A 24,596-nucleotide genomic window follows, 5' to 3' on the forward strand; every position below is an offset into this window, starting at 1 on the left:
TCCTCACCCAGGACGGCTACACCCCGGTCCCGGGCGCTACGCGGTTCCCCAACGCGAAAGCGGTCCTCGACTCCCTCATTCCCGAGAACGGCGCAACGACACGACCAATTTGATTCTTTACGCTTCCCACATGCAGCAAACGGACTACCTCACCTGGAGCATGGAGAAGGATCCCGCGCTCCGGTCGACGATCGTGGCCGTCGTCCTGCTCGACGCCTCACCCGACTGGGACCGCCTGTGCGAGATGATGGAGCGCGGCACCCGGGAGGTGCCCAGCTTCCGGCATCGCGTGGTCGAGGTGCCGTTCGGTCTCGCGCCGCCGCGATGGGTCGCGGATGCGAACTTCGACCTGTCGTGGCACATGCGCCGGGTCTCCCTTCCCGGACCGGCGAACTTCGACGACGTCCTCGAGTTCGCCCGGACCACGGCCATGGCCGCGTTCGACAAGGACCGGCCGTTGTGGGAGATGACGGTGGTCGACGGACTCGCCGGCGGTCAGGCCGCGCTGCTGATCAAGGTGCATCACGCCCTCACCGACGGAATCGGCGGTATGCAGATCACCGCGCGGCTGGTCGACTTCGACCGCGACGGCACGCCCCGCGAGCCGGCCCCGGCACCGCCCGCCCCGGAATCACCGGACAGCCTGGACCTGGCCGCCGAGGCGATCGGCTGGGACTGGTCCCAGCTCCGCGGACTCGCGGGCCGCGGGCTGGCCTCGATCTGGCCGACCACCCGGGCGGTGGTCACCAACCCGATCGGCTCCGTCCGCAACGCCGCGGGGGTTGCGGCGTCCGTCGCCCGCTACCTGCGCCCGATCCTGCGGCTCGAATCGCCGGTCATGACGGAACGCACCCTCAGCCGCCGGCTCCATGTGATCGACGTCCCGCTCGACCAACTGCGCGACGCCGCCCACCGCGGCGGCGCCACCCTCAACAGCGCCTTCCTGACCGCGGTCCTCGTCGGCCTCGCGGAATACCACCACCGCCACGGATCCGACGTCGACGAGCTGCGGGTCACGATGCCGCTGAGCATCCGCACCGAGCAGGACACCCTCGGCGGCAACCGGATCAACCTCGCGCGTTTCCCGCTTCCCGTGCGCTCCGACGATCCCCTCACGCTCATGCAGGAGGTGAACAGGATCGTCGAAGGCTGGCGCCACGAGCCGGCGGTGCCGATGGCGCAGACCCTCGCCACCCCCCTCAATCTGCTCCCCCCGGCGGTCGTCGGCGAGATGCTCAAGCACGTCGACTTCCTCGCCTCCAACGTGCCGGGTTCGCCGGTGGCGCTGTACGTGGCCGGCGCGAAGGTGGAACGGTACTACGCCTTCGGTCCCACCCTCGGCGCGGCGTTCAACGTCACTCTGATGTCGTATCTGCACACGTGCTGCGTCGGGTTCACCCTCGACACCGGGGCGGTCCCCGACCTCGACGTGTTCGACGACTGCATGCGCGACGGATTCCACGCCGTCCTCGAAGCCTGACCCGCCGGTAGGCTGGACGGTGACCGTCCAGTCCGCCGGAAGGGACCGCCGTGGAACTCCTGCTGATCGTCGCCGTCCTCGTCGCCGTCGTGGTCCTGGTGTCCGCGGCGCAGCGGAAGAAGTCGGGGCGTAGCGCCCACGAACTCGACGACGCGAAGGCCGATGCCCGGCAGGCCATCGAACGGCTCGGCGGGCAGATCTACAACCTCACCGGCACGGACGCCGCGTCCAAGCAGGCCCTCGCCGATGCGTCCGAGCGCTACAACGCCGCCGGGTCACAGATCGAGCAGGCCCGCACACCGGCGCAGGCGCGGCTCGCCAAGCAGACCGCCCTCGAGGGCCTCTACTACATCCGGGCCGCCCGCCTCGCGATGGGCATGGACCCCGGTCCCGATATCCCCACGCTCGAGGGCCAGCAGACCGCCGGCCGCGTGACCGAGAACCGCGAGATCGACTTCGAAGGACGCACGGTGGCAGCCTCACCGGCCCCGTCGTCGCGCACCCCGAACTACTTCCCGGGCGGGCGCGTCGCGGGCCGGCCCGTGCCGGCTGGCTGGTACTCGGAGCCGTGGTGGAAACCCGCCCTCGTCGCCGGGGCGTGGGGCGTCGGATCGATGCTGCTGTTCTCGGCGATGTTCTCGGGTATGGCAGGAGTGCCGTACGACGCGCAGGCCTTCGAGCAGGGCTTCGACTCCGGATACGACCAGGGTCTCGAGGCCGGCCAGGACGGCGGGGAGTACGGCGACGCCGGCGGCGACTACGGCGGTGGCGAATACGGCGGTGGTGACTACGGCGGGAGCGATTTCGGGGCCGGCGGGGACTTCGGCGGCTTCGACTTCTAGCTCACCTGACAGGCGGGGCACCAGAACAGGTTGCGGCCCTGCATGATCGAGTGCAGCACCGGCGTGGTGCACAACCGGCACGGCTCACCCGCACGCCGGTAGACATAGGTCCGGGGACGACCCTTGGCGTAGGCCGGTGCGCCGTGGTCGTGTTCGCGCCGCACGACGTGGATCGCGCCGCGTCGCACCCCCGTCCGCATCAGATCGACGAGATCCTCCCAGACGGCGTCGAATTCGGCTCGGGTGAGGTCACGGCCGGGGCGCTGCGGATGGATGCCGTGCCGGAACAGGACCTCCGCGCGGTAGATGTTGCCCACCCCCGAGATCACGGACTGGTCCATGAGCAACGAGCCGATGGCGCTGCGGGACTTGCTGATTCGTGTCCACGCCCGTTCGGGTTCGGCGTCCCGCCGCAGCGGGTCGGGACCGATCCGCGCGGCGATCGCCTGCACCTCGCCCGGGGTGAGGACCTCGCATGCGGTCGGACCGCGCAGGTCGGTGCCGTACCCGACGCCGACCATGCGCATCCGTACCTGACCGACCGGATCCGTCAGCGGTACCGGCGCCTCGGTGAACGAGCCGTACAGACCCAGGTGCACGTGCACCGTCAGGCCGTTGTCGTAGTGGTGCCACAGGTGCTTGCCCAGCGCCTCGGCGCGGAGCAGCACCCGGCCGTCGACGACCGCCGCGTCGTCGGCGAAGCGGCCCTGCGGGCTCGACACCCGCACCGAGGCACCCGCGAAACGTCGCTGGTGCAGCCGGGCGAGCCGGTGCAGGGCTGGTCCCTCCGGCACGGTCGATCAGGCTCCGTTCGTCAGGCCGGCGCGCCGGGAACTTCCGGGGCCACGCCGGACTTCTCGTACTCGCTCAGGATGTCGATGCGCCGCTGGTGCCGTTCCTCCCCCGACCACGGGGTGTCGACGAACGCGTCGACGATGGCGAGAGCCTCCTCGAGGCTGTGCATGCGCCCACCGATGCCGATGAGCTGCGCGTTGTTGTGCTCGCGGGCCAGCTTGGCGGTCTCCACGCTCCAGGCGAGGGCGCACCTGGCGCCCGGCACCTTGTTCGCGGCGATCTGCTCGCCGTTGCCGCTGCCGCCGAGGACGATGCCGAGGCTGCCCTCGTCGGCGACGACGCGGCGGGCGGCCTCGATGCAGAACGCCGGGTAGTCGTCGAGGGCGTCGTACTCGTACGCGCCGCAGTCGACAGCCTCGTGGCCGTTGGCGGCGAGATGTTCGAGGATCTGGTTCTTACGTTCGAAGCCGGCGTGGTCGGCACCCAGGTAAACGCGCATGCGTCAGATAGTAGGCAGCGCTGCTGCCGGTGCGTCCTTTGGGCGGCAGCAACCGCCCGAAGGACGCACCGGCGCCGCAGGCGCCTACTCGAAGCTCGGGTCCTCGGTGCGTGTGCGCTTGAGTTCGAAGAAGTGCGGATAGGACGCCATGGCCACCACCCCGTCCCAGATCCGGCCGGCCTCCTCGCCGCGCGGGATCCGCGAGAGCACCGGACCGAAGAACGCCACGCCGTTGACGTGGATGGTCGGCGTGCCGACGTCCGGACCGACCGCGTCCATGCCGGCGGCATGGCTGGCGCGCAGCGCCTCGTCGTAGGCGTCGGTGTCGGCGGCCTCGGCCAGGTGCGGGTCCAGTCCCAGGTCCGCGAGGGACTTGGCGATCACCGCCGGGAAGTCCTGGTTGCCCTCGTTGTGGATCTGGGTGCCCATCGCCGTGTACAGCGGCTCGAGGATCTCGTCGCCGTACTTCTGCGCCGCGGCGATCGCGACCCGCACCGGACCCCACGCCCGCGTCATCAGCTCACGGTAGACCTCGGGCAGGTCGTCCTTGCCCTCGTTGAGCACGGCCAGGCTCATGACGTGGAACTTCGCCTCGATGTCGCGGACCTGCGCCACCTCCAGGATCCAGCGCGAGGTGATCCAGCACCACGGGCACAACGGGTCGAACCAGAAGTCGGCGGTGTCCTTCGAAGTCGGGTCGCTCACGGGGTCTCCTCGCTGCAGGAATTCGGACTACGGTCCGATTCAACGTCGGCCGTCGCGCTATTCTTCCCGAACCGCGGGTTCCCGCGCCGTCGCCGACGTACCGTCGAAGGACCGGTGCCGCACGGAACGGGGATGCGCGATGTCCAACGAGAAGCTCTTCGTCATCGTCGGCGGTGGGCTCGCCGGCGCCAAGACGGCCGAGCAGTTGCGCGCCCGCGACTTCCCCGGCCGGATCCTCCTCCTGGGCGAGGAGGAACACCTCCCCTACGAGCGACCACCGCTGTCGAAGGACTACTTCGCCGGCAAGAAGCAGCTTGCGGAGTTCACCGTGCAGCACGGTGACTGGTACCGCGACCACCGGGTCGAGGTCGAACTCGGCGTCACCGTCACCGCGCTCGATCCGGCCGCCCACACGGTCACGCTGCCCGACGGTTCCACCGTGCGCTACGACAAGCTCGCCCTCGCGACGGGCTCGCGCCCGCGGCGCATCCCGCTGCCGGGCGTCGACGCCGAGGGCGTGCACGTGTTGCGCACCGTCGAGCAGTCCGACGCACTGCTTGCCGCCGTCCGCCGCGACGCGGGACCGGCGGCGCACCTGGCGATCGTCGGTGCCGGCTGGATCGGCCTCGAGATCGCCGCCGGGGCACGCGGGCACGGCGCGGACGTCACCGTCGTCGAGGCCGCCCCCCAGCCCCTGTCCGCGGCGCTCGGTGAGCAGATGGGGGCCGTCTTCGCGGATCTGCACCGCGGTCACGGCGTGGACCTGCGCACCTCGACGACGGTGTCGGAAATCCTCACCGCCGAGGACCGCGCGAGCGGGCTACGTCTCGGCGACGGCACCGAGGTCCGGGCCGACGCGGTCCTCCTCGCGGTGGGCGCACAGCCCAACGTCGAACTGGCCCGCGACGCGGGACTGGCGGTGGAGGACGGCGGCGTGCTGGTCGATGCGTCCCTGGCCACCAGCGATCCGGACATCGTCGCGGTCGGTGACATCGCCGCCGCCGAACATCCGCTGTTGCGGACCCGGATCCGGGTCGAGCACTGGGCCAACGCGCTCAACCAGCCCGACGTCGCGGCCGCCACCATGCTGGGCCGGCCCGCCTCCTACGACCGTCTGCCCTACTTCTTCACCGACCAGTACGACCTCGGCATGGAGTACGTCGGGCACGCACCCGGCGAAGCGCGGGTGATCACGCGCGGCGACGTCGACTCCCGGCAGTTCCTCGCGTTCTGGCTCGACGCGGCCGGGCGGGTCTGCGCCGGGATGAACGTCAACATCTGGGACGCGGGCGACGACATCCGCGCGCTGATCTCCTCCGGCGAATCCGTCGACCCCCACCGGCTCTCCGATCCGCAGGTGCCGCTCGCGGAGGTCGCCGGGTGAACCGGTCCCTCACATGATGGGATGGCAGGCGAGTCGCATCCCGTCGTGAGAAGGAGTTTTCCGTGGCACCACCGAATCTGACCCGCGAGCAGGCGGCCGAGCGGTCCGCGGTCCTGACCGTCGACAACTACCGCATCGAACTCGATCTGACCGACGGCGCGGGCGCTCCGGGAACCACCACGTTCCGTTCGACCACCACCGTCACGTTCGACGCCGCGGAGGGCGCGTCGACCTTCGTCGACCTGATCGCGCAGTCCGTGCACTCGGCCACCCTCAACGGCACGCCCGTCGACGTCTCCGGATACACCGAGGAGAGCGGGATCGCGCTGAGCGGACTGGCCGCGCGCAACGAACTGACCGTCGAGGCGGACTGCCTCTACACCAACACCGGCGAGGGCCTGCACCGGTTCGTCGATCCCACCGACGGCGCGGTCTACCTGTACTCGCAGTTCGAGACGGCCGACGCCAAGCGGATGTTCGCGTGCTTCGACCAGCCGGACCTGAAAGCCACGTTCGACATCTCGGTGAGCGCGCCCGCCGACTGGAAGGTGATCTCCAATGCCGCGACGGTGAACACCGTCGCCGCCGACCCCGGACGGCACGTCTTCCGCACCACGCCCCGGATGAGCACCTACCTCGTGGCGCTGATCGCCGGACCGTACACCGAGTGGACCGACACCTACACCGACGCGCACGGCACCATCCCGCTCGGCATCTACTGCCGTGCCTCCCTGGCCGAGTTCATGGACGCCGAGCGGTTGTTCACCGAGACCAAGCAGGGCTTCGGGTTCTACCACGAGAACTTCGGCCTGCCCTACGCGTTCGGGAAGTACGACCAGCTGTTCGTTCCCGAGTTCAACGCCGGCGCGATGGAGAACGCCGGCGCGGTGACGTTCCTCGAGGACTACGTGTTCCGCTCCAAGGTCACCCGCTACTCGTACGAGCGTCGCGCCGAGACGGTGCTGCACGAGATGGCACACATGTGGTTCGGCGACCTGGTGACCATGCGCTGGTGGGACGACCTGTGGCTCAACGAGTCGTTCGCGACCTTCGCCTCGGTGCTGTGCCAGTCGCGTGCCACCGAGTACACCAACGCGTGGACCACGTTCGCCAACGTCGAGAAGTCGTGGGCCTACCGCCAGGATCAGCTCCCCTCGACCCATCCGATCGCCGCGGACATCCCCGACCTCGCGGCGGTGGAGGTCAACTTCGACGGCATCACCTACGCCAAGGGCGCGTCCGTGCTCAAGCAGCTCGTCGCCTACGTCGGCGAGGAACCGTTCCTCGCGGGCCTGCGGGACTACTTCCGCGAGCACGCGTTCGCCAATGCCACGTTCGACGACCTGCTGGCGGCCCTCGAGAAGTCGTCGGGCCGGGACCTGTCGGGGTGGGGCGCGCAGTGGCTCAAGACCACCGGCCTGAACATCCTGCGCCCCGATTTCGACGTCGACGACGACGGGCGGTTCACCCGCTTCGCGGTGATCCAGGAGGGCGCCGACCCCGGCGCCGGGGAACGCCGGGTGCACCGGCTCGCGATCGGGGTGTACGACGACGACGGTTCCGGCAAGCTGCTCCGCACGCACCGCGTCGAGATCGATCTCGACGCCACCGAGCGCACCGAGGTGCCGGAGCTCGTCGGCGCCGGGCGCGGCAAGCTGGTGCTCGTCAACGACGACGACCTCACGTACTGCTCCGTGCGACTCGATCCCCGGTCGCTCGAGGTGCTGATGGACCGGATCGGCGACATCGCCGAGCCGCTGCCGCGCACCCTGGCATGGTCCGCCGCATGGGAGATGACCCGGCAGGCCGAGCTGAAGGCCCGTGAGTTCGTGGCGCTGGTCCAGCGCGGCGTCGCGACCGAGACGGAGGTCGGCGTAGTCCAGCGGCTGCTGATGCAGGCGCACACCGCGCTCGGCAGCTACGCCGATCCCGGCTGGGCGGCCGAGCGGGGCTGGAACGACTACGCGAACCGGCTGCTGGAACTGGCCCGCGAGGCGCAGCCGGGCTCGGACCATCAGCTCGCGTTCGTCAACGCGTTGACCACGGCCCGGCTCGCGCCGTGGCACACCGAGGTGCTCGGGGAACTGCTCGGCGCCGAGCCTTCCAGCGTCGGGCTGGCCGGACTGGTCGTCGACACGGATCTGCGGTGGCGGATCGTGCAGGCGCTGGCCGCGGCCGGGGAGATCGATGCGGAGGGCGTGGAGTCGCCTTTCGTCGACGCCGAGGCCGAGCGGGATCCGACGGCCGCCGGTGCCCGACAGGCGGCCACCGCGCGGGCGGCGCGCCCGCAGGAGGCCGTCAAGGAACAGGTGTGGGACACGGTGGTCGGCGACGACTCGATCCCGAACATCACCGCCCGCGCGATCATCGGCGGCTTCGCGCCGGCCGGGCAGTCGGAGCTGCTCGAGCCCTACGTCGCGCGGTACTTCGCCGACGTCCCGGGCGTGTGGGAGCGCCGCTCCAGCGAGGTCGCGCAGACCGTCGTCGTGGGCCTGTACCCGTCGTGGTCGATCAGCGAGTCGTCGGTCGCCGCGGCCGACGAGTTCCTCGCCGGTGAGCATCCGCCCGCCCTTCGCCGGCTGATCAGCGAGGGACGCGCGGGGATCGTCCGGTCGCTGAAGGCGCGGGCATTCGACGCGTCCTAGCCGCGACACGCGTGTGGCCGAATGTCACATCGTGTCGATCCGATCGACGTGATGTGACATTCGGCCACAGAGGCGACGGGAACTACGGCGCGGTGATCGCGTTCGCCATGACGCGGATCGCGCTGATGATGCCGTCGATCAGGTCGCCCTGACCGAACGACGAGATCGCGGCAGTCACGCCGAGCTGCGTGACCCGGTTGTCGACGCGGTCGGCGACGCCGCGTCCGCTGCGGATCTCGATGGAGCGCTGGTTCGGGTACACGGCGATGAGCACCGAGTTCGGCGCCTCCGGCGTGGTCGGGAACACCGCGTCGGTGGTTGCCGCCGGGTCGGTGGTGTCCGCGACGTAGACGTTGAAGCGCACCTTCGTCGCCCGGGTGGCCTCGGTGAGCGCATCGTCGAGAGCGATCATGTCGCGGTCGCGGAACGGCGGGCCCTCGAACAGGCCGTCGAGGGGGCGGGTCCGGGAGATGCGACCGCTCGCCGTCAGCGCCGCACCGTACGGGAGTTCCGCGGGAGCCACAGCCGTCCGGCTGTGCATCACGTCACCACTTGCCACTTGCCCTACCTCCGATCGGGTCGACCGGCGCGCCGGCGACGAGTTCATGATGCCCACCGTGGTGGCCGTGCGTGGTGACCTCGTCGACCGCGCTCCACAGCATCGGCTCGTGGTCCCACTTGTCCCCGAGCTTGTACTCGGCGGGCCGCGTGCCCGGAACCGGCCTCGTGAAGACGGAGAAGACCCCGAGTATCACGATGATCGCCACCGGGATGGCAACGAATATGAGGGTTGTCTCGAGAATGCTCACATCGCAAACGGTAGCCCAGCATGTCCGATCCCGGCGCGCTTGCCCCGACTTGCGGCGGCGCCGATCAGGCCGCGCCCTCGCCGAGGTACGGCAACCAGGTCGGATGCAGTTCCGGCAGCGTCGCCAGCAGCCGCCAGTGCCGGCCCTTCGGGGGCACGAGCGCGGCGCGCAGCGTCCAGCCGAGTTCGCTGAGCAGCTTGTCCGCCTTGCGGTGATTGCACGACGCGCAGCACGCCACACAGTTCTCCCACGAGTGTTCACCGCCGCGGCTGCGCGGCACCACGTGGTCGATGGTCTCGGCCTTGGCGCCGCAGTAGGCGCACCGGTTCCGGTCGCGGTGCATGAGCGCGGCGCGAGTCATCGGCACCCGCGCGTGGTACGGCACGTGCACGAAGGTCCGGAGCCGGATCACCCACGGAATCTGCACCGCCCATTCCGCGGATCGCACCAGCGGGCCGAGCGGATCCTCGTGCACGGTGTCGGCCTTGCCGCCGGCCATGAGCACGACCGCACGACGAGCGGGCAGCGCGGTGAGCGGTTCGTAGGTGGCGTTGAGCAGGAGGACGCGGCGTTTGACCCAGTCCGGGACGGCGTCGTCGCGTACGACACACAGGGAGTTGGCCCCCGGCGCTCCGTGATGGGCGTCGGCGGGCGGGAGTTGTCGATGTGCGATGCGTCGGTGCTTCATACGACCTCCGGAAGACTGCTCACAAGTGGACCACGGATCTACGCACGTCGCACGCCGATTCTGTCGACTTTCCGGGTCCCGGGGGTGAACATCCGGTGCCGGGGACGTCCGATTGGGGTGCGCACTCACGCAACCGGCACAATGGACGAGCGAGAGGGACGGTGAGCAGAACTGATGAGTGACGAGCAGACCTTCTACGACGCGGTCGGTGGCGCCGAGACTTTCCACAAGCTCACGGCGCGCTTCTACGAGGAAGTGGCCGAGGACGAGATCGTCCGCCCGCTGTACCCGGAGGAGGATCTCGGCCCGGCGGAACGGCGCATGCGGATGTTCCTCGAGCAGTACTGGGGCGGACCGCGCACCTACTCGGACGAGCGCGGGCACCCACGGCTGCGGATGCGTCACCACCCGTTCCGGATCGGCCCGCTCGAACGCGACGCCTGGCTGCGCTGCATGCACACGGCCATCGCGTCGATCGACTCCCGGACGCTCGACGACGAGCACCGCAGCCAGCTGATCGCGTACATGGAGATGGCGGCGGACTCGATGATGAACTCGCCGATCTGAGGGCGGGCGGACCGCACGGCCACGTTCGAGTCGTGACCCACCTGTCGGTTTGGCACTATGGGTGGCTGTGAGCACTCCCCCCGGCACCCCTGCACAACGCTGGTGGGCGGACGCCGTCTTCTACCAGGTGTACCCCCGCTCGTTCGCCGACTCGAACGGAGACGGCGTCGGCGACCTCGACGGGATCCGGGACAAACTCGGATACCTGGAACTGCTGGGGGTCGATGCGATCTGGCTGAACCCGGTGATGCGCTCACCGATGGCCGACCACGGTTACGACGTGTCCGACCCACGCGACGTCGATCCCCAGTTCGGCGACCTCGCCGCCCTGGACGCCCTCGTCGAGGCCGCCCACGCCCGCCGGCTCCGCGTCATGATGGACCTGGTCCCCAACCACACGAGCTCCGAACATCCCTGGTTCCGGGAGGCGCTGGCCGCCGCGCCCGACAGCCCCGAGCGGGCCCGGTACCACTTCCGCGACGGCCGCGGGCCGAACGGCGACCTGCCGCCCAACAACTGGCCGAGTGTGTTCGGCGGGCCCGCGTGGACCCGCGTGACCGACCCCGACGGCACCCCCGGACAGTGGTATCTGCACCTGTTCGCACCGGAGCAGCCGGACCTGAACTGGCGCAACGACGAGGTGTTCGAGGATCTCGAGAAGACCCTGCGGTTCTGGCTGGACCGCGGCGTCGACGGCTTCCGCATCGACGTCGCCCACGGCATGGCCAAGCCCGGCGGGCTGCCCGACTTCGACCACTGGGAACAGAACCGGCTGCTGCGGCACTTCGACGACGACCCGCGGTTCAACAACGCCGAGGTCCACGACATCCACCGCCGGATCCGCTCGGTGCTCGACGAGTATCCGGACGCCGTGGCCGTCGGCGAGATCTGGGTGCACGACCACGTGCTGTTCTCGGAGTACCTGCGCCCCGACGAACTGCACCTGGCGTTCAACTTCCATCTTGCGCTCGCGGGGTGGGAGGCCGCCGAGATCCGGGAGGCGATCGACGTGTCGCTCGCCGCGGTCGCGCCGATCGGCGGGGTCGCGACGTGGACGCTGTCCAATCACGACATCGAGCGCGAGGTGACGCGCTACGGCGGCGGCCCGCTCGGGCGCGACCGCGCGCGGGCGATGATCCTCGTCGAGCTGGCACTGCCCGGTGCGGCCTTCCTCTACAACGGTGCCGAACTCGGCCTGCCCAACGTCGACGACCTGCCCGAGGAGGCGTTGCAGGACCCGGTGTGGGAGCGGTCCGGGCACACCGATCGCGGCCGGGACGGGTGCCGGGTCCCGATGCCGTGGGAGGGCACGCAGCCGCCGTTCGGCTTCACCACCGCATCGCAGACCTGGCTGCCGCAGCCGGACAAGTGGGCCGAGCTGACCGTCGAGGCGCAGCTCGAGGACGTCTCGTCCACCCTGTCGTTGTACCGGGCGGCGCTCGAGGCGCGACGGCGGCGGCCGGAGTTCGACGGCGCCGACGTGGACTGGTACGGCAGCCCACCCGGGTGCCTGGCGTTCCGGCGCTCCGGTGGGCTGATCTGCGCCCTCAACACCACCGAGCACCCGGTGGAGATGCCACCGGGCACGGTGATCCTGTCCAGCGCGCCGCTGGTGGACGGGCAGCTGCCCGGCAACGGCGCGGCGTGGCTGATCTGACGGCACACCGGTCGCCGGCGGGCGCGGTTGCCCTCGTGCTGGCGGCGTCCGCGCTGTTCGGGACGACGGGCACCGCGCAGGCCCTCGGTTCGCGTGCGCTCGGCGCCCCGTTGGACGCCGTCGCCGTCGGGGCGGGCCGCATCGTGCTGGCCGGGACGGTGCTCGCGCTGATCGCGCGGGTCCGTAGCCCGCTGTTCCCGCCCGGCCGCCGGCTGCCGACGCTGCTCGGCGCCGGCGGCGTGGTGATGTATCAACTGGGGTTCTTCACCGCGGTGCAGACCGCGGGCGTCGCGGCGGGCACGATGATCGCGCTCGGGTCCGGACCGGCGTTCACCGGGCTGCTGCAGTGGCTGGTGTCCCGGCGCCGCCCCGGCCGCGTGTGGGCGGTGTCGACGGCGATCGCGATCGTCGGGCTCGTCCTCATCGTCGCCGGATCGGGCGACGGCGCCACCGCGGGCTCCGGTTCCGTCGCGGCCGGGACCCTGCCCGCGCTTGCGGCCGGCCTGGGCTACGCGACGTACACCGTCGCGGGTGCCGCTCTGCTCGGCCGGGGAGCCACCCCGGCCGCGGCGATGGGCGCGATGTTCGGGCTGGCGGCGGTGCCCATGGCGGCGATCCTGCTGGCCCAGTGGCCGGGCGGTCTCGACAGCGCGGCCGGCGCGACGACCGTCGTCTATCTCGCCCTCGTCCCCACGGTCTTCGCCTACCTCCTGTTCGCGCTCGGCCTGCGCACGCTGTCGCCCGCGGCGGTGACCACCCTCACGCTCGCGGAACCGGTGGTGGCGGCCGTGCTCGGGGTGCTGGTCCTCGGCGAGCGGCTCGGCCCGGTGGCTCTCGCGGGGACGGTGGTCGTGGTCGCGGCGCTGACGCTGCTGGGCCGGAATCTCGGCGGCGGTGTCAGCGCACGCTGAGGCCGAGACCTCCGCCGCGGCGGAGGTAGACGGATCCGTAGCGGGCGTCGAGCCGCAGCCACGTCGCCGACGCCCGCACGCGTACCACCTCGGCCGGATCGATCCGGTCGAGGTCGATCTCCGCCGTCGCGCGGGCACCGCCCGTGGGCACGAACCCCATGGCATTGAGCGCGAACACCAGCCGCATCGGCACCCCGGCCCGCTCGCCCCCACCGGCGACCTCGAGCACCTCCTGCGCCAGCAGCGACGACGGCGGTCCCTGTCCCTGCTCGCGACTGAGCGCGACGCCGCGCTGCGCCAGGTCCACGAGGACGCGGGCGGGGACGTCGTCGAGGTGGACGTACCCGGCATCCGGCGGCAGGGCCCCGCGCCACGCCGAGTCCATCGCCCACCCCGGGTCCATCCCGTCGCCGCCGGCGGCGACGAGGGCCGCGCGCAGCCCGTCCGCGGCGACGGTCGTGTCCGCCGGGGCGACCGTGCCGCGCAGTACCCGGGCGGCGAGGGCGTCGAACCCGGTGTTCACCCACGCCGAGAGCAGCCCGTCGCGGCGCTGCCGCAGCCGCACGACAGCGGCCTCGTCGAGCCGGACCGCCCGGGTCAGGAACGCGACGAGGTCGGTGCGGTCGGCGGGGTCCGGGACCTGCAGCCACCGTTCGGGTGACGTCCCGGCCGCAGTGAGGGGATCAGTCACGACGCCACCGCTGCAGGTACTCGCGTTCGGGGTCGGTGAGCCGGCGCAGCCGCTGGGTACCGATGTCGAACGCCGCGATCTGGGTGGAGGCGACCACCGAGGGCGTGGCGTCGGCGGGCGCGCCGCCGGGCCGGACCTCGTAGCCGATGGTGAAGTCGACCGCCCGCACCTGCTCGACCCACATCAGCACGTCCAGCGGGCTGTCCTCGTGCCGCAACTGGCCGCGGTACCGCACGTGCAGGTCGGCGATGACGGCACCCTCCCGCAGGTTCACGGTGGGCCGGCCGTCGGCGAACAGCCACGGGATGCGGGCCTCCTCGAGGAGGGTGACCATGCGCGCGTGGTTGATGTGCTGGAACGCGTCCATGTCGGACCAGCGCACCTCCACCGCGGTGTGGAAGCCGAACTGCTCGGTCGCGTCGCTCACTGCGCGGGCCCCGCGGCCCCACGGTGCTCCACCCCGGCGTGCTTCAACTGCCTACCTCCTGTCGGGTGCGCCGGCGCGCACCATGCTCCTGACCTGACGCGCCGCCACGGAGAGCGTCGCGAGGTCCAGATTTCCAGACAGGAAGATCTCCTCGAGCGCCGACCTCGCCCGCCCGAGCCGCGAGCCGTTGGTCAGCTCCCAGTCCTCGATCATCTCGCGGGTGCTCTCGCCGGGTTCGGCGGTGCCGAGCACGTCGAGGGTGAGCGTGCGCAGCGAACCGTACAGTTCGTCGCGCAGGGCGAGCCGGGCCAGCGAGTGCCACCGGTCGCCGCGCTCGAGGGCCGTGACCGCGGACAGCAGCCAGTCGATCCCCATGTGCGCGTCCATCGCGTAGTACAGCTCGGCGACCTCGGCCTCGTCGCGTTCGGCGATGTCGGCGATGTCGATGACGTCCAGCAGCGGGAACTGGTCGAGAAGGCGGAACACGTCCCACGTCAGCTCCTCCGGGGCGCCGCGCGCGAGCAGCGGCTCGGCGCGTTCCTTCAGGTCCTGTACGTGGTGGCCCTGCATCCACTCCTCCACGCGCGGCGCGAGACGCGCGAACATCGCGCGGTACCGGCTGATCTCGGCACCGACGGCCAGGGGTTGCGGCCGGTTCGACAGCAGCCACCGCGACGCCCGGTCGAGGACGCGGTGCGATTCGAGCAGCAGGTCGTCGGCGACGGCCGCGGTCGTGTCGGCCGAGCGGATGCGCGCCCACAGGCCGGGCAGGCCGAAGATCTCGGTGACGGCAGCGTAGGCGCGGATGGCGTCGGTGCTCGACGCGCCGGCCTCCTCCGAGAGCCGGTAGACGTAGGTGATCCCGCCGTTGTCGACGGTCTCGTTGGCGAGGATCGTCGCGACGATCTGCCGGCGCAGCGGGTGGGACTTGATGCCGGCGCGGAAGGGTTCGCGCAGTTGCCGCGGGAAGTAGCCGGGCAGCCGGCCGGCGAAGGTGTCACTGTCGGGCAGGTCGGTGTCGAGCAGGTCGTCGGCGAGCGCGAGCTTGACGTGGGCGAGCAGGGTGGACAGCTCCGGGGAGCTGAGTCCCTCCCCGTCGAGTCGGCGCCGCTCGATCTCGGCGTCGCCGGGCAGCGCCTCGAGGGAACGGTCGATTCCGCGTTCGGCGACGAGGTCGGCGATCAGCCGCTGGTGCACCCCGAGCATCGTGGGCGCGCCGGCGCGGGAGTATCCGAGCAGGTTGTTCTGGGAAATGTTGTCCTTCAGAACGATTCGCCCGACCTCCTCGGTCATGGATTCGAGCAGGGGGTTGCGGTCGGTGGACGCGAGGGCGCCGGCGGTGACCATCGAGTCGAGCAGGATCTTGATGTTGACCTCGTGGTCGGAACAGTCGACCCCGGCGGAGTTGTCGATCGCGTCGGTGTTGATCTTGCCGCCGGCCCGGGCGTACTCGATGCGGCCGCGCTGGGTGACGCCGAGGTTGCCGCCCTCCCCGACCACCCGGGCGCGGACGGTGGCGCCGTTGACGCGGACCGCATCGTTGCCCTTGTCGCCGACGTCGGCGTCGGTTTCGGCGGCGGCCTTGATGTAGGTCCCGATGCCCCCGTTCCACAGCAGGTCCACCGGCGCACGCAGGATGGCGCGGATCAGCTCGGGTGGCGAGAGCTCGGTGACGTCGTCGTCGAGCCCGAGCACGCTACGGGCCTGGGGGCTGAGCGGGACGGACTTGAGCGAGCGCTCCCACACCCCGCCGCCGGTGCTGATCAGGTCCGCGTCGTAGTCGGCCCACGACGAGCGCGGCAGGTCGTACAGCCGGCGCCGCTCGGCGTACGAGGCGGCGGGCTCCGGGTGGGGGTCGAGGAAGATGTGCCGATGGTCGAACGCGGCCACCAACCGGATGTGGGTGCTCAGCAGCATGCCGTTGCCGAACACGTCGCCGCTCATGTCGCCGATGCCGGCGACCGTGAAGTCCTCGCTCTGCGTGTCGACGCCCAGTTCGCGGAAGTGCCGCTTGACGCTCTCCCACGCACCGCGCGCGGTGATGCCCATCGCCTTGTGGTCGTAGCCGGCCGATCCACCGGAGGCGAAGGCGTCGCCGAGCCAGAACCCGTACTCGCGGGCGACCTCGTTGGCCAGGTCGGAGAAGGTGGCGGTGCCCTTGTCCGCGGCGACCACGAGGTACGTGTCGTCCCCGTCGCGGCGAACCACCCGCGGTGGCGGCACGGCCACGCCGCGGGCACGGTCGAGGTTGTCGGTGACGTCGAGCAGGCCCGCGATGAACCGCCGGTAGCAGGCCTCCCCCTGCGCGCGCACCGCCTGCCGGTCGGCGGCCGCATCCCCGGTCGGTGCGACGGGGCGCTTGACCACGAAGCCCCCCTTGGCACCGACGGGGACGATGACGGCGTTCTTCACGGCCTGCGCCTTGGCGAGCCCGAGGATCTCGGTCCGGAAGTCCTCGCGCCGGTCCGACCAGCGCAGGCCGCCGCGGGCAACGGGGCCGAAGCGCATGTGCACACCCTCGACGTCGGGTGCGTAGACGAACACCTCGACCTTCGGTCGCGGCTGGGGCAGTTCGTTGATGCGGGTCGGGTCGAGCTTGAACGACAGAACCCGGGCGGGTACGGCGTCAGCCCGTGCGAGCGGGACGGCCCCGTCGTCGCCCGACACGAAGTAGTTGGTGCGCACCGTCGCCCGGATGAGGCCGAGGAGACCGCGCAGGATCCGGTCGGCGTCGAGGCTGACGACGGCGTCGATCCGGCCGACCAGTTCGGCGGCGGCGTCCTGCTCGCGGTCGGCGGACGCCTCGTCGGGGTCGAACATCGCCTCGAACAGCTCGGCGAGCAGCGCGCTGGTGTCCGGGTCGGCGAGCAGCACGCCTTCGATGTGGTACTGACTGTAGGGAAAGCCGGCCTGCCGCAGGTACTTCGCGTAGGCGCGCAGCATCATGGCCTGCCGCCAGCCCAGTCCGGCCCGCAGGACCAGTTCGTTGAACCGGTCCGGCTCCGACAGCCCGTGCCACACGGCGGCGAACGCCGCGGTGACGCGGGTGATCACCTTCGGGTCGGGTTCGACGTCGACGGGCAGGACCAGCCCGAAATCGTAGATCCAGCAGCTCATCCGGTCGGCGCGGATGAGCTGGTAGGGGCGCTCGTCGAGCACCTCGACACCGAGGCTCTGCAGCACCGGCAGCACCTGGCTGAGGGTGATGCCCTCGCTGCCGATGTAGAGCGTGAAGCGCCACCGGCGCGGGTCGGCGCCGGGCGGCCGGTACAGCAGCAGGTCGATGCTGCCGTCGCGCAGGGCCTCGAGGCGGGCGATGTCGGCCAGCGCCCGGACGGCGTCGAAGTCCTCCTTGTAACCGTCGGGGAGCGCCTCCGCGTAGCGCTGCACCAGCACGGGATCGACGGTGTGGTCGGTGGCGGCCAGGTCGGCGAGGTGATCGTCCCAGCTGCGACTGGCCTCGGTGAGCAGGGCCTGGATGCGCAGCCGATTCTCCTCGGACGTGTCGATCCGCGGCAGGGCCTGTCCCGGCGGGGTCCGGATGGTCACGTGCAGCAGCGCCAGGTCGCCCTCCGTGACCCGGGCGGTGTAGTGGATGGACCCCCCGCCGTACTCGCGCATCAGGATCTGCTGCATCGCGACCCGGACCCGCGTGTTGTAGCGGTCGCGGGGCAGGTAGATCAGGCACGAGACGAAGCGGCCGTAGGGGTCGACCCGCAGGAACAGCCGCAGTTGCCGGCGCATCGCGACCACCGCGGTGACGGTCTCGTAGAGGGTGTCGGTGTCGGCGGAGAACAGTTCCACCCGGGGCAGCGCCTGCAGCACCTCGAGCATCGCCTGTCCGGTGAAGGACGACAGTTCCACGCCGGCGCGGGCCACCACCTCCCGGACCCGGCGCGCCAGCACGGGAATGTCGAGCACGTTCTCGTGCAGCGCGGTCACGGCCAGTACACCGAGGAAGCGGTGCTCGCCGACGACACGACCGTCGGGGCCGAGGACGGCGACGCCCACGAAGTACGGGTACACCGAGCGGTGCACCGTGGCAGGCAGAGACGCCTGGGTGAGCACCAGCAGCGGCCGGTCGGCGGCCTCGACGGTCGCCGACATGTCGATCACGTCGTCGGCGGCGAGGTCGGAGCGCAGCACCCCCAGACCGCTGCCGGGCACTGCGCGGGCGTGCCGCGTCCCGGAGGCGTCGGCGACGAGGTCGTAGCGCCGGTAGCCGAGGACGGTGTAGTTGCCACGCGCGAGCCAGCGCAGCAGCGCCGCCGTCTCCCGCAGATCCTCGGCGGCATGCCGCGGCGGCGGGTTCTCGGCGAGCGCGTCGAGTTCGACGGCGAGATCGCGTTCGCGGGCGAGCATCGCGGCGGTGTCGGCCCCGACCTGCCGCACGTCGGCGAGCACACCGCCGATCTCGGTGCCGACGGTGTCGAGGGTGGCCTCGGAGGTGGCCGGGTGCAGCTGGACGTGTATCCACGACTCCGCGACGAAGCCGTGCGGGGGCGTGGTGTCGGCCCCCATCTCGAGCAGGCGGCCGTCCTCGTCGCGCCGGACGGAGACGACGGGATGGACGAGTTCGCGGAGGGCGACGCCGAGCCGGGTCAGCAGCGCGATGACGGATTCGACGAGCAGTGGCATGTCGTCGGTGACGATCTGCAGGGCGGCGCCGACGCCCCACCGATCGCCGGGCCGGTAGACGCGGGTCAGGACGGCGCCGGTAGTCCGCTCACGGCCGAGGTCCAGGTGGGCGGACAGGGCCCGATCGGGGGCGTCGAGGGTGTCCGCGTAGCGGCGGTAGACGTCCTCGAGCGCGGCCGCCGTGAGCTCGCCGCGCCGGTTCGACGAAACCCCGTGGGGTGTGGCGGACTCGGCCATGGTGCTCACTCCCTCATTCGCCGCCGGAAACCGGCGGCGCCGCGGACAGGCTCTGGTTCGAGCCTATCCGCGGCGCTGGGTGTGAGGGGGAAATCCCGGCCGGGGCGGTCAGGCGACCGTCGCGGCGACGTATTCCTCGAGGACCGCCCGCTCCTCGGCGGACAGCGGCCGGGAGGACTCCGTGCGCGGGTCGAACCCGACGAGGACCGCGTCCCCGGAACCGCACGGATTGCCCTGCACGTCGGTGATCACGTGCCGCAGGGTGTACGAGCTGTTGCCCACGTGCAGTACCGAGATGGCGACGGTGATCGGGCCGGAGTCGTCCTTGAGCGGGCGCAGGAACTCCACGTCCATCTTCCGCACCACCACGGCACCGCGCGCGAACGGGCCGCTCTGCAGGAACTTGATCCGGGCTTCCTGCATGTACTCCACGAACTTCGTGTTGTTGACGTGCCCGAGACGGTCGGAGTCGGCCCAGCGGACCTCCAGCGTGCAGGTGAAGGTCTTCTGCCCCGGCTCAGTCACGGGTGAGCTTCCGGTGGGTGACACGGTGCGGACGCGCCGCGTCCGCACCGAGCCGCTCGACCTTGTTGGCCTCGTACGACTCGAAGTTGCCCTCGAACCAGAACCACTTGCCCTCCTCGACGTTGCCTTCCCACGCGAGGATGTGGGTGCAGGTGCGGTCGAGGAACCAGCGGTCGTGGGAGATCACGACGGCACAGCCCGGGAACTTCTGCAGCGCGTTCTCGAGCGAGCTCAGGGTTTCGACGTCGAGGTCGTTGGTCGGCTCGTCGAGCAGGATCAGGTTGCCGCCCTCCTTGAGGGTCAGTGCCAGGTTCAGACGGTTGCGCTCACCACCGGAGAGCACCTCGGCCTTCTTCTGCTGGTCCGGTCCCTTGAACCCGAAGGCGCTGACATACGCGCGCGAGGGCATCTCGTTCTGGCCGACCTCGATGTAGTCGAGTCCGTCCGAAACCACTTCCCACACAGTCTTGTTGGGGTTGATGTTCGCGCGGGACTGGTCGACGTAGCTCAGCTTGACGGTGTCGCCGACCCGGACGGTGCCGGAATCGGGCTTCTCGAGGCCGACGATGGTCTTGAACAGGGTGGTCTTGCCGACGCCGTTCGGACCGATCACGCCGACGATGCCGTTGCGCGGCAGCGTGAACGACAGGTCCTTGATCAGCACGCGGCCTTCGAACCCCTTGTCGAGGTGGTCGACCTCGACCACGACGTCGCCCAGGCGCGGCGGCGTCGGGATCTGGATCTCCTCGAAGTCCAGCTTGCGGAACTTCTCGGCCTCGGCGGCCATCTCCTCGTAGCGGGCCAGACGGGCCTTGTTCTTCGTCTGGCGCGCCTTGGCGCCGGACCGGACCCACTCGAGCTCCTCCCGGAGGCGCTTCTGCAGCTTCTGGTCCTTCTTGCCCTGCACCTCGAGGCGCTCGGCCTTCTTCTCCAGGTAGGTGGAGTAGTTGCCCTCGTAGGGGTGCAGCTTGCCGCGGTCGACCTCGCAGATCCACTGTGCGACGTGGTCGAGGAAGTACCGGTCGTGGGTGACGGCGAGGACGGCACCGGGGTAGCTCGCGAGGAACTGCTCGAGCCACAGCACCGACTCGGCGTCGAGGTGGTTGGTGGGCTCGTCGAGCAGCAGCAGGTCGGGCTTGCTCAGCAGCAGCTTGCACAGGGCGACGCGGCGGCGCTCACCGCCGGACAGGTGGGTGACCGGCTCGTCCGGCGGCGGGCAGCGCAGGGCGTCCATGGCCTGCTCGAGCTGCGAGTCGATGTCCCAGGCGTTGGCATGGTCGAGTTCCTCCTGGAGCTTGCCCATCTCCTCCATCAGCTCGTCGGAGTAGTCGGTCGCCATCAGCTCGGCGATCTCGTTGAACCGGTCGAGCTTGACCTTGATCTCGCCGAGACCCTCCTCCACGTTGCCGCGGACGGTCTTCTCCTCGTTGAGCGGCGGTTCCTGCAGCAGGATGCCGACGGACGCTTCCGGGTCGAGGAAGGCCTCGCCGTTGCTGGGCTGGTCCAGCCCGGCCATGATCTTGAGGATGGACGACTTGCCCGCGCCGTTCGGTCCGACCACACCGATCTTGGCACCCGGGTAGAAGCTCATGGTGACGTCGTCGAGAATGACCTTGTCACCGTGCGCCTTGCGCACCTTCTTCATCGTGTAAATGAACTCCGCCATAGGTCCAGCGTATCGGGCCGACCCGCGGACACCACATCCCGGACGACCGGCCCGGTCCGGCGAGACCCGGAAGCGGGCCGGCTACGAGGCGAACAGCCGCGCCACGAACGGGGTGGTGTCGGGCAGGGAACGGGTCATGGTCGTGTTGTGCCCGGCGACGTACATCCGGTAGTCGATGTCGGCACCCGCCGCCCGCAGGTCGGCTGCGAGCCCGGCCGACAACGGCGCGGGGACCATCGTGTCGTGGATGCCCTGGGCGAGGAACATGGGGCGGTCGTACCCGCTGGTCGGGACGCCGAGGTAGTCGGCGAACACGGCGGGAAAGCGGCCCTCGGACAGGGACCGCGCCGCCAGGTCGCCCACTCGGACGTCGCCGGCGAGCGCGTCGAGCTCGTTGTAGCAGAGCCGTTCGGCCGCATCGACGAACTCCCGCCCGGTGGTGGTCAGGTAGCTGTTCACGTCCAGGTCGGGCTGGGCCGCGCGGAGTCCGGCGAAGATGTAGGAGCTGAACGCGACCAGACCTTCGAAACCCGGATCGGGGAATCCGGGCCCGCCGAAGGGGAACAGCCGCTCGAGGTTGGACGGCGCCCCGGTGGTGACCACGCCGCGGAAGTCGAGTTCCGGCGCCCGCGACGAGGCCCGGTGCGCGGTGTGCAGCGCCGCGTGCCCGCCCTGCGACTGACCGACGACGACCCACCGCGGCGACAGCGACGGCTCGGCGGCACGGCCCGCGCGCACGATGTCGACGACGCTGTTGGCGGCGCTGTGGCCGTCGAGGTAAGTGTGGACGCCCTCGGTGCCCAGTCCCGGATAGTCGGCCGCCACGACGGCGTAGCCCTGGGCGAGCCAGTGTTCGAGGTACAGGCGCTCGACGTCGGCGCGCGGATTCCGCGACGGCGCGCAGTCGTCGCCGATACCGACGGTGCCGTGGGCGTAGGAGATCACCGGCCGGCCGCCCTCCGGGGCCGGGCCCGGAGGCAGGAACAGCACCCCGGTGCCCACGGTCGGCGCGCCGGAGCGCCACTCGGTGCGGTAGGTGAGCCTTTCGGCGACCGCGGCACCCGGCACCGACAGCTCGGCCGGCAGCGGCTCGACCGACACGATCGCGCCCGGCGCGGGGTCGGCGGCCGCGACGGACGGGGCGAGCACGCCCGCCAGCACCGCGCCGACCGCACCCAACGCCCGCCGCCACCGCCTGGTCCGGCCCATGAAGTACTCCGCTCGTCCGAGGGGCGTGCCGATTGTCGGCATTCGCCACCTCGCACGTCGGTCGCGGGCCGTCCCGCGTTACCGGACGAATCGGGCGGCCACGAACGGCGTCGTGTCCGGGAGCGCCTCGAAGAGGGTGGCGAAGTGGTCGGCCGGATAGGTGCGGTAGTCGACGGCAGCGCCGCCGGCCCACAGGTCGGCGACGAGCTTGAACGACAGCGGCGCGGGAACCATCCGGTCCCGCAACCCCTGGCCGACGAACAGCGGGCGGTCGTACCCGCGGGTCGGGACACCGAGATAGTCGGCGAGCGCGGCCCGCATCCGGTCGTCGCCCAGCGGCCGGGACAGCAGCTGCCCCACGTCCACGTCGGCGGCACGGTCCTCGAGATCCCCGTAGCAGAGGTTCTCGGCGGCGTCGACGAGATTACGTCCGACGGGCGTGAGGTAGCTGTTCACGTCAACATCGGGACGGGCCGCCCGCAGTCCGGCCATGATGTACGCGCTGAACGAGGTGAGCCCGTCGAGGTCGAGGTCGGGGAAGCCGGGCACACCGAACGGGAACAGCAGCTCGAGGTTGGATGGCGCACCGGTGGCGACCGCGCCACGGAAGTCGAGCTCCGGCGCGCGCGCCGTGGCCCGGTGCGCGGTGTGCAGCGCCGCGTGCCCGCCCTGCGACTGACCGACGACGACCCAGCGGGGCGAGAGGGACGGCTCGACTGCGCGCGCCGCCCGCACGACGTCGATCACGCTGTTCGCGGCCGTGGGCCCGTCGAGATATGTGTGCAGGCCGTCGGTGCCGAGTCCGGGGTAGTCGGCGGCCACCACGGCGTAGCCCTGCGACAGCCAGTGGGCCAGATACCGCTGTTCCCGGTCGACGCGCGGGTTGCGCGACGGGGCACAGTCGTCGCCGAGACCGACGGTGCCGTGGGCCCATGACACCACCGGCCAGCCGCCTTCGGGCGCCTCGCCGGGCGGCAGGAACAGCACCCCGGTGTCTACGGCGTCGGCACCGGACCGCCACTGGGTGCGGTAGGTGAGCCGCTCGGCGCCTGCGGCGCCCGGCACGGAGAGCTCGGCCGGCAACGGTTCCACCGACATCACCGCGCCGGGCGCCGGTTCGGCGACCGCGACGGCCGGGCACAGCCCGGCCGGGAACAACACGGTCAACGAGGCGCAGGCCGCCCACAGTGCCCGGCGCATCCCTGTCTCACGACGGAGTCGGCTCGTCCACGGATCTCGTCGGGTCTCCCCGCGTCGAGGACGGGCGGTCGGGGACGGCGTGCCTGCCGCTGCGACGGTGCGATTCGGCACCTGGCACGTCCGGCTCGGGTCAGCCCGCACGCTCGATCCGGGTCTTCAGGTGGGCCAGCATCTGCTGCATGCTGCTCTCGGTCCATTTCGGGAGATGATCCCCGAGGGAGACGTCGGCGACGAGGACGGCGACGTGCGAGGTCCCTACCAGCTTCACCTCGGTGCCGCCGTCCGCGGGCGCGAACGTGAACGTCCACAGGAACTCGATGCCCGCCCCGGGCGTCGACCGGACGACGATGCGTTCGTCGGGGACGACCTCGACGTACTCGACGTGACCCTCGAAATGCAGGCCCCGGAGTCCTGCGAACCACTGGGCGCTCGACCCGACACCGTCCGGGGTCGACCGGACCTCCCGGACCGCCATGTTCGGATGAGCGGACCACAGCTTCCCGATGTCGCGCGCGAACCCGAACACCTTCTCGACGGGGGCATCGATCGTGATGCTCTGCGCCGCATGCAAGCTCGGCGGCGCCGCCTGCGCCCGGGCATCTTCCACCCGTGCCTTCACGGTGGCGAGCATCCGCTCGATGTCACCCCCGCTCAGCTTGAACATCAACTCCTCGACGGGCACCCCGACGACCGGCACGTCGAGTGTCCATTCGCAGTCCAATGTCAGGCGCGTCGCGCCGTCCTGCGGCGCGAACGTGAAGGTCCAGACCGGGCCCATGCTGGATCGGGCCACGATGCGCTCGCCGGGGACGACCTCGGTGTACTCCACGCGCCCTTTCAGGTGCAGGCCCAGCAGCTTCTCGAACCACTCGGCACTGGTCCCGACCCCCTCCGGGGTGAGTTCGACCTCCCTCACCGCGCAGTCGGGAAAGCAGACCCACAACTTTCCGACGTCCTTCGCGAACTCGAACACCTCCGCCACGGGCGCCTCGATCGTGGTGGAGCGGCTCATCTTCGCCAT

21 protein-coding genes are annotated in these 24,596 nt (G+C 70.8%); 7 read left to right on the forward strand and 14 right to left on the reverse strand.

Annotated features, from left to right (window positions below; translation table 11 throughout):
• Positions 1–130 precede the first annotated feature (130 nt).
• Positions 131–1,480: a wax ester/triacylglycerol synthase domain-containing protein gene (locus G6038_RS07660; protein ID WP_206024423.1), complete on the forward strand. Its 1,350-nt coding sequence runs from the start codon at positions 131–133 to the stop codon at positions 1,478–1,480.
• 50 nt (positions 1,481–1,530) lie between these two features.
• Entirely contained in the window at positions 1,531–2,322 is a 792-nt protein-coding gene (locus tag G6038_RS07665) for a DUF1542 domain-containing protein (RefSeq protein WP_165037108.1), read from the forward strand.
• On the opposite strand, the gene G6038_RS07670 is transcribed toward G6038_RS07665, so the two are convergent.
• From G6038_RS07670 to G6038_RS07680, 3 genes are all read right to left on the reverse strand, one after another.
• A complete protein-coding gene (locus G6038_RS07670; RefSeq protein WP_165037109.1) occupies positions 2,319–3,116 on the reverse strand; it encodes an Fpg/Nei family DNA glycosylase in 798 nt (265 codons plus the stop codon). The genes G6038_RS07665 and G6038_RS07670 overlap by 4 nt on opposite strands.
• 20 nt (positions 3,117–3,136) lie before the next feature.
• Complete coding sequence (locus tag G6038_RS07675; RefSeq protein ID WP_165037110.1) at positions 3,137–3,616, reverse strand: ribose-5-phosphate isomerase; 480 nt, start codon at positions 3,614–3,616, stop codon at positions 3,137–3,139.
• An 84-nt stretch (positions 3,617–3,700) separates the two neighbouring features.
• A complete protein-coding gene (locus G6038_RS07680; RefSeq protein WP_165037111.1) occupies positions 3,701–4,321 on the reverse strand; it encodes a DsbA family protein in 621 nt (206 codons plus the stop codon).
• 139 nt (positions 4,322–4,460) lie between these two features.
• Between G6038_RS07680 and G6038_RS07685 the strand changes: the two genes are divergently transcribed.
• Positions 4,461–5,705, forward strand: coding sequence for an FAD-dependent oxidoreductase (locus tag G6038_RS07685; protein WP_165037112.1), 1,245 nt, complete (start codon positions 4,461–4,463; stop codon positions 5,703–5,705).
• A 62-nt stretch (positions 5,706–5,767) separates the two neighbouring features.
• A complete protein-coding gene (gene pepN / locus G6038_RS07690) occupies positions 5,768–8,350 on the forward strand; it encodes an aminopeptidase N (protein WP_165037113.1) in 2,583 nt (860 codons plus the stop codon).
• 82 nt (positions 8,351–8,432) lie between these two features.
• On the opposite strand, the gene G6038_RS07695 is transcribed toward pepN, so the two are convergent.
• The 3 genes from G6038_RS07695 to G6038_RS07705 all read right to left on the reverse strand — a co-directional run bounded on the left by G6038_RS07695 (position 8,433) and on the right by G6038_RS07705 (position 9,847).
• The gene (locus G6038_RS07695; protein ID WP_346772771.1) at positions 8,433–8,909 is read right to left on the reverse strand and encodes a DUF5130 family protein; all 477 of its coding nucleotides are present in this window, start codon (positions 8,907–8,909) and stop codon (positions 8,433–8,435) included.
• Positions 8,896–9,159, reverse strand: a complete 264-nt coding sequence (locus G6038_RS07700) for a hypothetical protein (protein ID WP_165037114.1) — start codon at positions 9,157–9,159, stop codon at positions 8,896–8,898. The genes G6038_RS07695 and G6038_RS07700 overlap by 14 nt, the downstream gene beginning before the upstream one ends.
• Positions 9,160–9,223: 64 nt before the next feature.
• Positions 9,224–9,847: an HNH endonuclease gene (locus G6038_RS07705; RefSeq protein ID WP_165037115.1), complete on the reverse strand. Its 624-nt coding sequence runs from the start codon at positions 9,845–9,847 to the stop codon at positions 9,224–9,226.
• Positions 9,848–10,021: 174 nt separating this feature from the next.
• Here G6038_RS07705 and G6038_RS07710 point away from each other — a divergent pair, with 174 nt between their 5' ends.
• From G6038_RS07710 to G6038_RS07720, 3 genes are all read left to right on the forward strand, one after another.
• The gene (locus G6038_RS07710; protein ID WP_165037116.1) at positions 10,022–10,414 is read left to right on the forward strand and encodes a globin; all 393 of its coding nucleotides are present in this window, start codon (positions 10,022–10,024) and stop codon (positions 10,412–10,414) included.
• Between the two features lie 67 nt (positions 10,415–10,481).
• On the forward strand, positions 10,482–12,071 hold the full coding sequence (locus tag G6038_RS07715; protein WP_165037117.1) for a glycoside hydrolase family 13 protein: 1,590 nt from the start codon (positions 10,482–10,484) through the stop codon (positions 12,069–12,071).
• Positions 12,059–12,982, forward strand: a complete 924-nt coding sequence (locus tag G6038_RS07720) for an EamA family transporter (protein ID WP_165037118.1) — start codon at positions 12,059–12,061, stop codon at positions 12,980–12,982. Before G6038_RS07715 ends, G6038_RS07720 begins: the two co-directional genes overlap by 13 nt.
• On the opposite strand, the gene G6038_RS07725 is transcribed toward G6038_RS07720, so the two are convergent.
• The 8 genes from G6038_RS07725 to G6038_RS07760 all read right to left on the reverse strand — a co-directional run bounded on the left by G6038_RS07725 (position 12,969) and on the right by G6038_RS07760 (position 24,596).
• Positions 12,969–13,673, reverse strand: a complete 705-nt coding sequence (locus G6038_RS07725; RefSeq protein ID WP_165037119.1) for a hypothetical protein — start codon at positions 13,671–13,673, stop codon at positions 12,969–12,971. The genes G6038_RS07720 and G6038_RS07725 overlap by 14 nt on opposite strands.
• A complete protein-coding gene (locus G6038_RS07730) occupies positions 13,666–14,100 on the reverse strand; it encodes a thioesterase family protein (protein WP_165037120.1) in 435 nt (144 codons plus the stop codon). Before G6038_RS07730 ends, G6038_RS07725 begins: the two co-directional genes overlap by 8 nt.
• 51 nt (positions 14,101–14,151) lie before the next feature.
• Positions 14,152–18,975 carry an NAD-glutamate dehydrogenase gene (locus G6038_RS07735; protein ID WP_206024425.1) on the reverse strand — a complete coding sequence of 1,608 codons (4,824 nt, stop codon included), beginning with the start codon at positions 18,973–18,975 and terminating at the stop codon, positions 14,152–14,154.
• Between the two features lie 108 nt (positions 18,976–19,083).
• A complete protein-coding gene (locus G6038_RS07740; RefSeq protein WP_165037122.1) occupies positions 19,084–19,500 on the reverse strand; it encodes a thioesterase family protein in 417 nt (138 codons plus the stop codon).
• The gene (ettA, locus tag G6038_RS07745) at positions 19,493–21,166 is read right to left on the reverse strand and encodes an energy-dependent translational throttle protein EttA (protein ID WP_165037123.1); all 1,674 of its coding nucleotides are present in this window, start codon (positions 21,164–21,166) and stop codon (positions 19,493–19,495) included. The genes G6038_RS07740 and ettA overlap by 8 nt, the downstream gene beginning before the upstream one ends.
• A gap of 81 nt (positions 21,167–21,247) precedes the next feature.
• Positions 21,248–22,375 (reverse strand): lipase family protein, encoded by a 1,128-nt coding sequence (locus G6038_RS07750; protein ID WP_165037193.1) that lies wholly within the window; start codon positions 22,373–22,375, stop codon positions 21,248–21,250.
• 78 nt (positions 22,376–22,453) lie between these two features.
• Positions 22,454–23,575 (reverse strand): lipase family protein, encoded by a 1,122-nt coding sequence (locus G6038_RS07755; protein WP_165037124.1) that lies wholly within the window; start codon positions 23,573–23,575, stop codon positions 22,454–22,456.
• 130 nt (positions 23,576–23,705) lie between these two features.
• Positions 23,706–24,596, reverse strand: coding sequence for an SRPBCC family protein (locus G6038_RS07760; protein ID WP_165037125.1), 891 nt, complete (start codon positions 24,594–24,596; stop codon positions 23,706–23,708).

Origin of the sequence: Rhodococcus sp. 14C212 (assembly GCF_011058195.1) — a bacterium.
GTDB classification, from domain to species: domain Bacteria; phylum Actinomycetota; class Actinomycetes; order Mycobacteriales; family Mycobacteriaceae; genus Rhodococcus; species Rhodococcus aetherivorans.

Bases quoted from the DNA above. Each gene is read 5' to 3' on its own strand.
- G6038_RS07675 (WP_165037110.1), bottom strand. From the start codon at position 3,616: ATGCGCGTTTACCTGGGTGCCGACCACGCCGGCTTCGAACGTAAGAAC.
- G6038_RS07710 (WP_165037116.1), top strand. From the start codon at position 10,022: ATGAGTGACGAGCAGACCTTCTACGACGCGGTCGGTGGCGCCGAGACT.
- G6038_RS07760 (WP_165037125.1), bottom strand. From the start codon at position 24,596: ATGGCGAAGATGAGCCGCTCCACCACGATCGAGGCGCCCGTGGCGGAG.
- G6038_RS07735 (WP_206024425.1), bottom strand. From the start codon at position 18,975: ATGGCCGAGTCCGCCACACCCCACGGGGTTTCGTCGAACCGGCGCGGC.
- G6038_RS07705 (WP_165037115.1), bottom strand. From the start codon at position 9,847: ATGAAGCACCGACGCATCGCACATCGACAACTCCCGCCCGCCGACGCC.
- ettA (WP_165037123.1), bottom strand. From the start codon at position 21,166: ATGGCGGAGTTCATTTACACGATGAAGAAGGTGCGCAAGGCGCACGGT.
- G6038_RS07685 (WP_165037112.1), top strand. From the start codon at position 4,461: ATGTCCAACGAGAAGCTCTTCGTCATCGTCGGCGGTGGGCTCGCCGGC.
- G6038_RS07750 (WP_165037193.1), bottom strand. From the start codon at position 22,375: ATGGGCCGGACCAGGCGGTGGCGGCGGGCGTTGGGTGCGGTCGGCGCG.
- G6038_RS07660 (WP_206024423.1), top strand. From the start codon at position 131: ATGCAGCAAACGGACTACCTCACCTGGAGCATGGAGAAGGATCCCGCG.
- G6038_RS07755 (WP_165037124.1), bottom strand. From the start codon at position 23,575: ATGCGCCGGGCACTGTGGGCGGCCTGCGCCTCGTTGACCGTGTTGTTC.